The 13,772-nt window shown below is 43.1% G+C and carries 10 protein-coding genes and 1 pseudogene; 3 read left to right on the top strand and 8 right to left on the bottom strand.

The genetic code is table 11. The annotated features are described in order from the left end of the window. Positions 1-27: 27 nt before the first annotated feature. The 4 genes from JMX13_RS08995 to JMX13_RS08980 all read right to left on the bottom strand — a co-directional run bounded on the left by JMX13_RS08995 (position 28) and on the right by JMX13_RS08980 (position 5,683). Positions 28-1,557 carry an exonuclease SbcCD subunit D C-terminal domain-containing protein gene (locus JMX13_RS08995; RefSeq protein WP_201612182.1) on the bottom strand — a complete coding sequence of 510 codons (1,530 nt, stop codon included), beginning with the start codon at positions 1,555-1,557 and terminating at the stop codon, positions 28-30. A gap of 482 nt (positions 1,558-2,039) precedes the next feature. Continuing rightward, on the bottom strand, positions 2,040-2,534 hold the full coding sequence (locus tag JMX13_RS08990; RefSeq protein ID WP_201612181.1) for a hypothetical protein: 495 nt from the start codon (positions 2,532-2,534) through the stop codon (positions 2,040-2,042). Positions 2,535-2,834: 300 nt separating this feature from the next. After that, positions 2,835-4,448, bottom strand: a complete 1,614-nt coding sequence (gene cysG / locus JMX13_RS08985; protein WP_201612180.1) for a siroheme synthase CysG — start codon at positions 4,446-4,448, stop codon at positions 2,835-2,837. A gap of 284 nt (positions 4,449-4,732) precedes the next feature. After that, complete coding sequence (locus JMX13_RS08980; RefSeq protein WP_201612179.1) at positions 4,733-5,683, bottom strand: acyltransferase; 951 nt, start codon at positions 5,681-5,683, stop codon at positions 4,733-4,735. Between the two features lie 368 nt (positions 5,684-6,051). Between JMX13_RS08980 and JMX13_RS08975 the strand changes: the two genes are divergently transcribed. Then, positions 6,052-6,792, top strand: coding sequence for an SDR family NAD(P)-dependent oxidoreductase (locus tag JMX13_RS08975; protein ID WP_201612178.1), 741 nt, complete (start codon positions 6,052-6,054; stop codon positions 6,790-6,792). A gap of 99 nt (positions 6,793-6,891) precedes the next feature. Here JMX13_RS08975 and JMX13_RS08970 read toward each other — a convergent pair whose 3' ends face one another. The 3 genes and pseudogenes from JMX13_RS08970 to JMX13_RS08960 form a co-directional block, all read right to left on the bottom strand. Further along, positions 6,892-7,530 carry a phosphoadenosine phosphosulfate reductase family protein gene (locus JMX13_RS08970; protein ID WP_201612177.1) on the bottom strand — a complete coding sequence of 213 codons (639 nt, stop codon included), beginning with the start codon at positions 7,528-7,530 and terminating at the stop codon, positions 6,892-6,894. A 111-nt stretch (positions 7,531-7,641) separates the two neighbouring features. Then, on the bottom strand, positions 7,642-8,238 hold the full coding sequence (locus JMX13_RS08965; protein WP_201612176.1) for a DUF934 domain-containing protein: 597 nt from the start codon (positions 8,236-8,238) through the stop codon (positions 7,642-7,644). After that, positions 8,231-9,974, bottom strand: a pseudogene (locus JMX13_RS08960) (nitrite/sulfite reductase). Before JMX13_RS08960 ends, JMX13_RS08965 begins: the two are co-directional and overlap by 8 nt. Positions 9,975-10,240: 266 nt before the next feature. On the opposite strand from JMX13_RS08960, the gene sat reads away from it, so the two are divergent. Continuing rightward, entirely contained in the window at positions 10,241-11,494 is a 1,254-nt protein-coding gene (gene sat / locus JMX13_RS08955; RefSeq protein WP_201612175.1) for a sulfate adenylyltransferase, read from the top strand. A gap of 110 nt (positions 11,495-11,604) precedes the next feature. On the opposite strand, the gene JMX13_RS08950 is transcribed toward sat, so the two are convergent. Beyond that, complete coding sequence (locus tag JMX13_RS08950) at positions 11,605-12,129, bottom strand: hypothetical protein (RefSeq protein ID WP_201612174.1); 525 nt, start codon at positions 12,127-12,129, stop codon at positions 11,605-11,607. Between the two features lie 398 nt (positions 12,130-12,527). Here JMX13_RS08950 and JMX13_RS08945 point away from each other — a divergent pair, with 398 nt between their 5' ends. Continuing rightward, complete coding sequence (locus JMX13_RS08945) at positions 12,528-13,709, top strand: sulfate ABC transporter substrate-binding protein (RefSeq protein WP_201612173.1); 1,182 nt, start codon at positions 12,528-12,530, stop codon at positions 13,707-13,709. The last annotated feature ends 63 nt before the right edge of the window (positions 13,710-13,772 follow it).

Raw genomic sequence — 13,772 nt, 5'->3', positions numbered from 1 at the left:
GGCTGATTAGATGCCCAGTAACTATTTTTACTCAGCCCGACTATCATCATGATAAATATTATGGAGTATCTGCTGATAAGCAGTGCGCAATGACGATTTTTGCGTATCAGCAATACCATTAATTTCTAGGCACTTATCAAACACATCCAGCTCATTTAAGTCTTGTAGGTTTTCAGAGTTTTGCTGTTGATTGAGAACTTTATTATAGTTACGCGGATTCTTTGTTAGTAACACTTCACAATTTAAGCCTTCTATCATGGCGTTTACTTCTTCACGCAGCTCATTGACGATTTCGTCACCGTCATAAACCACCTCTAGCCAAATAGACTCTGAGGACTTTAATGACTTTATCGCAGCAGCAATAGCGGTCAAATCACCTGTTATTTGTGCCAATTTTTGGAAACAAGGAATAGGAAGCGAGACAACCTGCATCTGACGCGACTCATCATGATGCAATAACTGAGAGGTTAAAGAAGATGTAACATTGGAAGTAGAGTGAGTGTGATGTATAGCAGCTGTTTGGTTAGAAAGTTCTTTATCCACGCTATTTGGTTTTGCTATGATTTCTGCTGAATCAGGAAAACCAAATAAATCATCTATAAAACCAGTCGTTTGAGTGGCTGCCTTTTTAGTCACTTGCTTGATTGGTGGTAAAGAATGCTCAGTAAAAGCGGTTGATGTTTTATCCTTAAAACCGTTTTCTACTGTACCAAATTTTACCAGCAATACTTGTTTTTGTTGCTTAGCCTCGCCAAAGCCCATGGCGATAGGTGAACCTGAATAGCGGATATGCTCACGACCACCGACACGCTGCGGTACATGCAGATGACCAAGTGCCACATAGTCAAAGCCATCATCGAACATATCAGCAGAGATTTGACCTAAATTGCCCACATACAGATCTCGCACACCATCGTCTTCCGTGGTCTTACTGCCAGCGGCAAATAAATGACCAGTGGCGATGATAGGAATCTGACATTGATGAATCTTCGCTAGTTCAGCTTGTTTGGCTCTGGCAATCTCTGCAACACCGTCGTAGTGGGCGCGAATGCCTTTGATAACATTGGCATTTTTGCTATCCGCAGACTCGCCAGCCTGACTACCACGCACGTCACGGTCACGTAAGTAAGGTACAGCAGCAATAATACAATGCGGGTTGCCGTCTGCATCGTCTAACACCATCACTTCATCGTTTAAGTCTTCACAAGCGGTACCGATAACATGGACGTTTAAAAACTTTAATACATTGCTTGGTGCATCTAAAAAAGTAGGGGAGTCATGGTTGCCCGCGACGATGACGATATGTTGACAGCATGACTTCGACACCTTGCCTAAAAATTCATAATACAGAGCTTGGGCTCTGTTACTGGGGGTCATGGTGTCAAAGATGTCACCAGCGACAATCAGTACATCCACTTGCTGCGCGCTAATAGTGTCTTGTAACCAGCGCAAAAACGCTTCAAATTCCTCGTAGCGCATGCGCCCATAAAGCCTGCGTCCTAAATGCCAATCGGAGGTATGAAGAATAGTAAGCGGTTTAATAGCAGATACGGACATAGTGAGGCTTAATGGTAAATAAAAGACAGCGATTATTCTAGCAAGAATTACTGTGGTTTGCTGTGCTTATAAACTTCTTAGCAAAGCAGAATAGATCAAGTCGAATAGCGGTATTTAGTAATATCTAAGCCATCATTAATAAGGGTATGTTATGTCATTTATTAGATTATGCACATTGGCTTTGATTGTCAGTGCTTCTTTATCAGCTTGCAATAGTTATGAAAAAGTAAGTCTTAATAATAAAGCGCATGTTGTGCAAGCTTCTGAGGCTATTATAGGTGAAGTGACGGAGGTAATGAAGAAAAGGACTACAGAGTAAGGATTACAGCAATCTCTATTAGAGATTGCTTAGAGTATTAATGCATTCTGGCGTGTTACGAACATTTTTTTAATTTTCTAATGCTTGGCTTGCGTATCCTCTCACAGTTAATAAACCCCAAAAGCCAACTTTTTATTAACATAATTATTAATACTGAATTTCATTACGGCTTAGGCTTATCGTCCCAATCAAGCAAGAATTTTCTACGCAATTCAGGGGTTAAAATTTCAATAGAATGTATAGTTGCTACTCTATCCGTTAAGCATTTTTCATTGCCAGTAGTTTGAAGTGGCGGAAGATTTTTCTTTTCAATAAAACCGCCTCCAGCGTAAACTTCTGTATCAAATGGAACTGCTGTTGCATTTAAGATTACAGTTTTTGAATCTAAGTCAACCTTGATATTACTAGCTTTCGTATCAAACACTGGAGTTATATAACCATCTTCATCGCCAAATAGAAGACATCCATTCTTCATTGTAAATTTACCTGATAATAATGCAGTTAGTTGAACATTGTTATTTTCATTATAATAAGAGAATAGATCGAATGAATTTTTCGTTCTTATCACTGGGTTAGAAGTACTACTTACTATTTGATTAGTGCAACCAAATTGAAATAAAACTAAGATAGGAATTAGGAACAAATATCTATTTATCATATTTAATAAGCCCATGGCACTGATGGAATAGTAACGGATATTTCATGTGCATTATGTATTGAGGAAAAGTATTTTGGTAATGAGACAAGCATTTTTTTTGCTATCGATATCCCAAGTATTTAACCCTTAATTTAGTCTAACTGGTAGTAACTTACCATAAAGACCTCAATTCCTCACTAGGGAGCCGAACCATAGTTGATGCTTTCATTGGCTCTAGAGGCTAAGCTGCTTAATATATCGATGTCGTAGAGGTCTTTGATGCTAACGACAATCTCGGTAGTGGCTTGACCTTAATAGCACTTAGCCAATCACCAACTGCTCCAAACCTTCTTCTTGCTGTGCAGCCAAATTGGCTACCATAGATAACGCATGCGCTTGCTGATTCGTAAATTGTTTTGAATCTTTATCCGGAGTAGCTGCTCTTTCACGTAGCCAGTTACTGGCTGTATCATTAACATTCTGGTTATTGTGGTTATACCAAGCCAAATCATGATGTAGGCTAACGACGTCACCCATAATGAGTAAAGCAGGGGTTGGCAGTTGTGCTTGTTCTTGCAATTCAACAATATTGGCAAGCGTACCGGTCAATACTTGCTGATTGGGCATACTGGCGTTGGAGACGATGGCAATTGGGGTATCTCTACTACGCCCAGCGTCAATCAAGCCTGTCGTCAAACGTACCAGCGAATGTAGACCCATATAAAACACTACAGTCTCGTCGGTATTTAAAAAGCTTTTAAAGTTACTATTGGGTGCGCCGGCCTTTAAGAAGCCAGTGACAAAACGTACAGACTGAGAATGATCTCGATGTGTCAGTGGAATACCTGCATAGCTGGCGGCAGCGTTAGCAGCGGTAATACCTGGTACGACTTGATAAGGGACACCATGCGCACGTAAGCTTTCAATCTCTTCGCCGCCACGTCCAAAGATAAAGGGATCGCCGCCTTTTAGACGTACCACACGTCGACCTTCTTTAGCGCTATTGACTAGCAGCTCATTAATACCAAGCTGAGCTACCGCATGGTTGCTGCGTTTTTTGCCGACAAACACTTTATCGGCATCACGGCGGCATAAATCCAATACTTGCGGTGATACTAGCGCATCATAGTAGACAATATCCGCTTGCTGCATAAGACGCAGCGCTTTAAAGGTAAGCAATTCTGGGTCACCAGGACCGGCACCAACGATATAAACTTCGCCCATCGTATTTTTTACAGTTTGGAATTCCGTAGATGTATCATCTGCTGTATTTTTTCCGTTGATATCGGATGCAGTGTTATCTAAATCGGCTTGTAATTGGGCAGCGGCTTCCTTTTCATTACCGGCAAACATCAGCTGGCTGACTTCACCTTCAAAAGCGCGTTCCCAAAACTGGCGACGTCCTGTCAAGGTTGGGATTTTGGCCTTTACCTCGCCACGAAACTCGCCAGCAAGCTTTGCCAATTTGCCATAACCTTGCGGGATTAAAGTCTCTAAGCGCGCCCGTAATAGACGTGCCAGCACCGGCGCTTTGCCATTGGATGAGATGCCAATCACAATGGGATTACGGTCAACGATGGCAGGGAAAATAAAATCGCATAAATGCGGAGTATCAACGACGTTAACAGGAATATTCAGCTCGCTGGCGTCAGCATGAATTTGATGATTCAGCGTTTCATCATCGGTGGCGGCGATGATAACGCGCGCGCCCGTCATATAAGCTTTATTATAATTTTCATAAATCAGTTCGTGCTTGGCTTTGTACTTAGTGTGGCTGAGCAAAGTTTGTAGCTCATGGCTAATGCTTGGCGCGAGAATAGTAATAGCGGCGCCAGCGCGACTGAGTAAGTCAGCTTTACGTAGCGCGACATCACCGCCACCAACGATCAGCACTTTGCGGTCTTCTAATTTAAAAAATAGCGGAAAGGTGTTCATAGCATCACCAATGATTCAATCAATATAAAATATGTCACCATTATGAGGTATCACAGGCGGACGCTCACCTAGTGAATTGGCATTAACATATTCTTTTTTGTCATGTTACTGATGATTTTCGCTAGGATGTGGAATAGCTGAGGAATAAAAATGCAGAATCGCGGCATAAAAAACCACAAGCTAACTTTTAAGCTTGTGGATGATAGATAATAGTTGATGGTTAATAGCTACATGATGACTTGCATTGATATTGGCAATGACGTCATTTAACGGACTGCCAAATTCTACTCAAACTCACTTAGCATTTTAGTAATGCGGGCATCTTTTTGTTGCCAAATGTCCTCTAGCCAATCAAACATCATTTTTTTAGTGGCTTCATCACGGTCATAGCCGCCGTCCATGATGGCAGCAAATAATTCGTCTGGTATCTGTAGGCGAGTCACATCGACCCCTAAACGGCGAATATTGCCTTTCCATAAATCATCATAGTCGGGCGCACCATCTGGATAGACGATAGTCACGTCTAGAATTGAGTCTAATTCATTGCCTAATGCATTAATGGCTAATGACAACCCACCAGCGCGTGGTTTTAATAAATGCTGATAAGGTGAGTCTTGCTTATCATGTTTTTCTTTAGTAAAGCGCGTCCCTTCCAAATAATTGAGTAAGGCAAAGGGTTTGTTTTTTAATTGACGACAGGCACGCTTTGCTTCTTCGATATCCTTACCTTTGAGGGCAGGATTTTTGGCAATCGCTTCTTTAGAGTGGCGGCGCATCATTGGGAAGTCTAAAAAGTAAAACGCTTGACCGATAACGGGAATGTAAATCAAATTAAACTTAGTAAAAAACCTTGTTAGAGGCAGGGTGTCTTGGCTGATATATTGCACAATACTCGTATCAACCCACGACTGATGGTTACTGACCAAGAGATATTGCTTATCTTCGCTTAGATCATCGGGCAGGTTGATGCGCCAGTCTTTATGAGGTAGTGCGTGGTCGATAACGGCATTATTAGTATTAATCCAATACTTAGTAATCGCAATTAAGGCATCATCGGTCAGTTTTGACCCGGTCAATACTTTCGCCGCGCCCATAGTCCAGACCGGTAGACCAACCAACGCACTATTAGCAGTAAGGACGCTAACGCCCGTGAGAAAAGAAGCCGCTTTGCCTACGACTGGCAGCTTATCGTGGAGTTTTTCATAGAATGAATCAATTTTTTTTATTAAAGGCATATCAAATGTCCGTATTGATGAGTGTGGCAAAGCCACGATCGAGCTTGATTATAAAAATGAGCACAAGTAGCCACAACGACGGGCAACTTCGTCCATAGTTTAGCTTTAAAAGGTTGGCTTAATGTTTAATGTTTAATGTGATGTTACGTCAGCTTTGAAGCCATAGAATACCTTAATGTTATCCGATAAAACGTTAAGAAAACGTTATTTATGCAACTAAGAGGGTGGATATGTGTCAGTTATTAGCTTATAAAAAATATCCAACATAGGCTAACATTGATAGTTAAGTGACTATGTTAATCTAACCCAGATACAATCAGATAGAAAAAAATCTTAATTTACAATATAAAAAAACAAGGATGAATATTATGGAATTACAAGATAGGGTAGCCATTATATTTGGCGGCACCTCAGGACTAGGCGAAGCGACTGCAAAAGCATATGCCGACGAAGGCGCAAAGGTAATCGTCACGGGTCGCGATCAAGAAGACGGCAATCGCATTGTTAAAGATATGACAGACAAGGGTCAAGAGGCTATCTTTGTGCTTGCTGATGTGACAAAGAAAGCAGAGATTCAAGCGGTGGTCGATAAAGCCTTAGAAACTTATGGTCAAATTGACATTTTATATAATGGTGCTGGCATCCATGATGGTTATGATAATGCCGTCGAGTTAGAAGAAGATTTATATGACAAACTGATGGCGATTAATGTTAAAGCGCCATATCTTGCCTCAAAAATGGTGATTCCACATTTTATCAAGCAAGGGCGTGGGGCGATTATCAATGTTGGCTCACAAGCGACGCAAATGGCAGGTCCGGGTGGTTCAGCTTATGTGACCTCCAAGCATGCGGTGTTAGGCTTCACCAAGCAATTGGCATTTGATTTTGGCAGTAAAGGTGTCAAAGTGAATATTCTATCGCCAGGTTTTATCGAGACGCCTATGACCGATGGTATTGAGGATGAGCGCTTAAATCGTATCCCAGCCCAGCGCGCCGGCAAGCCCGAAGAGATTGCAGCGCTCGCGGTATTTTTAGCGTCTGATGATTCGAACTATATGCATGGCTCGAACGTCTTTATGGATGGTGGTTGGGTGCTTGGTCGTAAATAACGCTCTAAAAAAGCTATAAGCTATCTAAATCGAAAAAGCCCTTTTATTTTTAAAAGGGCTTTTTACGTTCAAAAATAGTTGTTTATTAAATTAATAATATTATAACTGTGTATGCAAACCACACTCACGGCTTTCTTCTACTTTAGTCGGATCAAAGTAATCAAACTCATTTGGTAAGTTATGCTCTTGAAGATAAACATCCAAATCAGCGTCTGTTTTTTCAAACAATGGTGCGACTTTTAACACGCCGTCTTTTGATAGGCTAAGCACATCAAGTCCTTGGCGGAATTCCGTTTGATCCTTACGAATGGCATTAAACCACACATCTGGCTTTAGCTCATCTAGCGCACGGCGAAATGGCTCTAGCTTTACTTGGTCAGTGAATTCATCATGCTGCGGATTATCGATGCCTGGGATGCCGTTCATGGTCGCGTCACGATACGCTGCCGTTTGCTTAGGGATATAGGTGATGACGTTTAAGTTTAAATCGCGAATAACTTTATTGGCAAATTGATACGTTGCATCGGTGTTATAGCCTGAGTCTACCCACAATACGATGATATCAGGACGCTGTTTAGCAACTAAGTGCAAAATCGCTGATTCGTAAGGGCGGAAGTTAGTGGTAATGATTGGGTTTTTGGCTTGGTTTAATGCCCAGGCAACGATTTCTTCTGGTGATTTACCTTGCAAGTCTTGGTTGGCTTGGTTGATATCTAGATTTGGGTGTAATTGGCTCATAATATATTCCTTAGTGATAGTTAACAATAGTGATAATTAATAATGACGTACCTAAACTAAAAATAGCTGAATTGAAAAATGGTTAATAATCGCTTTTATGGCATCAATGCACTAAGCACCTGCAAACATCGGTAAGTCGGCGGCGTTGCGACCGTCATAGCTGCTGGCCAGCGCGTTAAAGGCTTGGCTGATATCAGAGATAGACTGCAGGTCATGCGCGCTTATCACAAAACTGTCGGCGCCTGCGCGTAGCAGATAGGCGATTTGATCGCGGCCAAACTTGCCAGCCATACGAATCTCGCCTTGATAGCCCATTTGGCGTAAGGTTTGGGCGTAACTGAAACCGCGTCCGTCAGTGAAAGCGGGGACGTGAATCACAATCAAATCCTGCTGTAATAAAAACTCTGGAATACGCGTCAGCACTTCGGTATCGCTATCTGATGTCACCCAGACACCGGTACGGCTAATATGCTCGGCTAACAATTCACGTACTTGTTGTAATAGTCCGCCTGCAATATTGCCTTTAGCATCTAATAAATCAGTAAGCGGTAAAACGACCTCGAGTTTTTCTTGTTTTTGCAGCAGCTCTAACAAAGATATATCGGTCAGGGTAATACCGTCAGGCAGCTCATCGGTGCTAAGCGCAAGCCAAGTGTCAGTCTCGCTAATATCGATGCCTTCGCTAGTAAACACATGATGATTAGCCATAGACCTTCTCCTTAAAAGGGGTAATACCGATACGGTCGATTAACTCACCAAAGCCTTCGACGTCATTGTCATTGCTAACGCGCTGCTCTAAGTAAACGTCGATTATCTTTTGTATCGTCGTTGCTACGGCATCGGTTGGTACCGCCTTGCCTAATATCTTACCGATTTTGGCGTCGTTGCTAGAGTTACCGCCTAGGCTGATTTGATACCAGTATTCGCCTTTTTTATCGACCCCAAGGATACCAATATCGCCGGTATGGTGATGGGCGCAGGCATTCATACAGCCAGACATATTGAGGCGAATCTCACCCAAGTCATAAAGGTAGTCAAGATCATTAAACTGCTTTTCGATTTGCTCAGCGATATTGTGGGTCGTGGCATTGGCAAGCGAACAAAAATCCCAGCCTGGGCAGACGATCATATCGGTTAGAGTATTGATATTTGGACGGGCCAAATGTAGTGCAGCCAGCTGCTGCCATAATTCGTACAAGCGATTGGTTTGTACATCGGCAAAGACTAGATTTTGCTGATAGGTACCACGTAGCTCGCCAAAGCTATGCTCGTCAGCGAGGTCGGCGAGGGCGTCCATTTGCGCGGCGCTAATATCACCTGATGGTACATATTTACCATCGACCAAGCCGGCTTTTAACGAAATAACCACCGCGCGATAGCCTGCGATTTTATGCGCCACGGTATTTTGCTGATACCAATTGGCAAAGTCTTTATCAGCCTCTAGTTGCTGCTGCAAGTCTGACTGTACCTGTAGTGCATCAAAACTTAGATAATCAGGCTCAGTAAAAAAGCTGCTGGCCTTGTCAAAGTTGGCATCGGTCAGGGTCAACGGACCATCTTTGATATTGGCTTCCCATTCGGCATCGACCAATTTGGCAAATGCTGGGCCGCCCATGCTATCGACCAATATCTTGATACGCGCTTTGAATTTATTGTCGCGGCGACCATGCAGATTATAGACACGCAAAATCGCATCTAAATAGCTGAGCAGATGCTGGCGCGGTAAAAATGCATTAATGGTTTTACCAATCACTGGCGTACGCCCAAGACCGCCACCAACTATCACCTCAAAGCCAAGCTCGTCTGCGTCATTTTTCTTTAAATGTAGTCCGATATCATGTACCTGCGTTGCCGCGCGGTCTTTTGCCGTACCAATGACGGCAATGTCCGATATCATGTACCTGCGTTGCCGCGCGGTCTTTTGCCGTACCAATGACGGCAATTTTAAATTTACGCGGTAAAAAAGCAAATTCCGGATGAAAGGTTGACCATTGACGAATAATCTCACAATAAGGACGCGGATCGGCGATCTCTTCCTTATGAATACCCGCATAAGGGTCGGTGGTGGTATTACGGATACAGTTGCCCGAGGTTTGGATCGAGTGCATTTGCACCGATGCCAATTCTGCCAAAATATCTGGCACTTCTTCAAGTTTTGGCCAGTTCAGCTGCATATTGGTACGGGTGGTAAAGTGGCCGTAACCTTTATCATATTTACGGGTAATCTCAGCCAATTTGCGTAATTGATAGGTTGCCAGCAAGCCATAAGGCACGGCGATACGTAGCATCGGTGCATAGCGCTGGATATATAGCCCATTTTGTAAACGCAGCGGTAAAAACTGCTCTTCTGGCAGCTCACCTGCCAAAAACCGCTCGGTTTGGTCGCGAAACTGGGCGACTCGTTCCTCTACCAAGGTTTGGTCAGCGTAATTATATTGATACATGACGTAATCTCAATTTTGTTTTTAACTTAAAAAGCCGCGACGAAAATGATTTGCGTGTGATCGCTTGTATTGCCAATCGCAAGGTAAACAATTCAGAGTCACATCATATAAGCTTAAATCTATAAACATAAATTCCTTTAAGACATATCCATATCCAAACACAGCATAAATTTTCATAACCAAAGTTAGGTAGCCTATGTTTATCAAATTTAATCGCTCATTCTCCTGACCAACTATCTCTCAATTTCATTATTAAGGTTTTAAAAATGACATCTACCAATCCCAATCTCTCCTCATCAAAACTTGTTCCGCCGCACGGCAGCAGCGAGCTAAAACCATTACTATTAAAAGGTGAGGCGCGCAAGCAAGCATTAAAGCTTGCCAGCACGCTGCCGACGATTACCTTAAGCTCTCGCGAGCGTGGCGATTTGATTATGCTTGGGATTGGCGGCTTTACCCCGCTAAATGGTTTTATGAATCAGGCAGATTGGCAAGGCGTCGTGGATAATATGCGCCTGCAAAGTGGCGACAATGCTGGCTTGTTTTGGCCGATTCCTATTACTTTATCAGCGCCAAAAGCAACCGCCGACAGCCTAAACCAAGGTGATAAAGTGGCATTGGTCGCAAAAGATGGCGAAATTATGGGCATTTTAACGGTAGAAGAAACCTATACCATCGATAAAGCCCATGAGTGTCAGCAAGTCTTTACCACCACCGATAGCGAGCATCCGGGCGTGCAGCAAGTACTTAACCAAGGTGACGTAAACATCGCCGGTAGTGTCGAAGTACTAAGCGAAGGCGAGTTCCCAACCTTATACCCAGAGATTTACAAAACACCCGCTGAGACGCGCGAGATTTTGGATGCCAAGGGCTGGAAAACGGTTGCCGCCTTCCAAACGCGTAATCCGATGCACCGCTCGCACGAATATCTTGCCAAGATTGCTATCGAAATTTGCGACGGCGTATTGATTCATTCACTACTCGGCGCACTAAAACCGGGCGACATCCCAGCCGAAGTGCGTCAAGAAGCTATCAAGACCTTGATTGATAATTACTTTAGAGCAGACACCGTTATCCAAGCTGGGTATCCGCTCGATATGCGTTATGCTGGACCACGCGAGGCGCTACTACATGCGGTATTCCGTCAAAACTACGGCTGTAGTCATCTGATTGTTGGTCGTGACCATGCGGGCGTTGGTGATTATTATGGCGCGTTTGATGCGCAAACCATCTTTGAATATGTTGGTAAAGACGACTTGATTACGCAGCCGCTAAAAATTGGTTGGACGTTTTGGTGTAATGCTTGTAACGCCATGGCTTCTGATAAAACTTGCCCGCATGAAGCATCTGAGCATGTCAAGGTTTCAGGCACCAAGCTACGTAAAGCGCTATCAGAAGACCTCGATGTACCAGAGAACTTTAGCCGTCCTGAAGTGCTAGAGATTTTGCGACATTACTATGCTGGTATCGCTAAGGAAGAACGTGCTGAGGTGAAATTGGTCGGTGCTTCTGCAGTGTAAAAACCTTAATATTGAAAAAAGATAATGCGCAAGAAAAAAGGTGCCAGATAGTTACTCTGACACCTTTTTTCTTATCTCATTTTATTATCTAAAATAGGCAATTAAAGCTATTAATTGAGCGCTAAATCACCCTCAAGCTTTTGATACTCGCCAACGAGTGAAGCTCCACCCGAACAAAAATAATTCAGCGCGTACTTATCTTGGCTATCAATAGTCAACGTATCATCTTTAAATTGAAAAAAGGCGGTACTGTCATTAACCTTACTTTGAAAAATGACACCGTGTGCCTCGTCTTGACCCATTAATGTCGCTTTACCATCGAAGTGACAAGTTGGTTTTTTCACATCACCACGCGCTCGTACCTTGATATCAATTTGCTCATTTCCGTCAGCTCTTATCATCACACCCACCCAATCATAGCCTTGTGCACGCTTGGCATAATCTTCAGAGGCATAATCGCCAACGACCGTCTGCACCGCTGGCGTGACGGCAGCGTTTGGTTGCTTAATCGTTTGGTTATTGACGCTTGGCGTTACGTTATTACAGCCACTTAAGGCAAATAAAGCGACAGAGGTCGTTACAATAACAGCAAAAAAGTGTGAGTGGCGGGCATGACGAGGTGAAGACTTGATCATTGCATTACCTTGAATAAAGGGGTTAGTAAACAGGAAATAAGTGAAAGCGGATCGACTAAGTTTTATCAGTGCGTCGCCTGATATATAACAAGCTAAGGGATAATATCGACTCTATAAAGGTTCGTCTAGAGCCTAAGCAATACCGTAACTTACTCAAAAGTGTCTGCTTATCACAAAATTGCAAAAATATTCATGAAAAACAACCACTTTAGAATAACTAATAAAATTACTTATGCCAAGTTAATAACTCGATAAGCGTATTTGTCACTAAGCAATTGCCTCACAGGCTGTTAGCATATCGCTCATCATCCATAGAACAGCATTCAAGAAATGATAACCTTTGATACGGCTAATCATATTTGAGAATAAGGCTTCTATCAACATTATCGAGAGCCGTTATGCAAGCAACGAACCGACGCATTGAAAAAGCAACTAATAAACTTGAACTGATTAATACCCAAGCACTTATTAAAAATAAAAGTAGGCAATCAAAGCTTGCCACTGACCGTTTTAATTTCAGCTTTAAGTTGGGTGGTGTATTCGCCGTTGCCATGCTAATGACTGGCTGTAATCCTACCAAAGCTACTCAAAGTGGCACGAGCGATGGTACCAATAGTGAGGCAAGCGATAAGCAAAATGTCAGCCTACTTAATGTCTCTTACGATGTCTCACGTGATTTTTATAAAGATTATAACCCGCTATTTACTAGCATTTATAAGGATCAATACCCTGATAGTAAGGTCGATATCCAACAATCGCACGGCGGCGCAAGTAAACAAGCACTATCAGTCGCCAATGGTTTACAAGCGGACGTGGTGACCTTAAACCAAGAAAGCGATATGAACATGTTGGTTGAAAAAGGTCTGGTAAAAGCGGATTGGCGGCAGGCGTTTCCTGATAATGCCGTTCCTTATAGCACCACCATGATATTACTGGTACGTAGTGGCAACCCAAAAAACATCAAAGACTGGGCAGATTTGGCACGTGCGGATATTGACGTGGTGATGCCCAATCCGAAAACCAGCGGTACGGCACGCTATGCCTTTTTGGGCGCTTATGGCTCAGGATTGCACCAATTTAAAGAATCGGTTACTCAACCACAAAAAACCGATGCCTTCATGAAAAAAGTGCTCGCCAATGTCGTGACTTATGACAATGGCGCGCGCGCTGCGACCACCAGCTTTACCCAGCGCGGGCTAGGAGATGTGCTTATTACCACTGAAAATGAGGCACATTTGGTCGCCAAGCAATTTGCCAAAGGTCAAGTCGACATTGTTTATCCTAGCTATTCCATCATCATCCATAATCCAGTGGCAATCGTCAGCTCGGTGACTGAGAAAAAAGGCTCAACTACTGCGGCAACTGCTTATCTAAAAACATTGTGGGACAAGCCTGCGCAAGAGCTGATGGCAAAGATGTATCTGCGCCCGAGCAATAAAGAGGTGCTCGCAGCCCATACAGGCACCTTAAAGGATATTCAAACCTTTGAGCCGGTTGAAGTGTTTGGAGATTGGGACAGTATTATGGCGACGTTCTTTGTCGATGGCGGGCGTTTTGATCAGCTGGCACAGGTTAAATAACAGTCAGCCCCGAAGTCATTTATTTATAGCTTTAACCCCTTATAAATGGCTTTATAAAAGGTT

The organism is Psychrobacter immobilis (assembly GCF_904846285.1).
Classification (GTDB): Bacteria; Pseudomonadota; Gammaproteobacteria; order Pseudomonadales; family Moraxellaceae; genus Psychrobacter; species Psychrobacter immobilis_D.
This window is presented reverse-complemented; position numbering and strand designations above follow the sequence as displayed.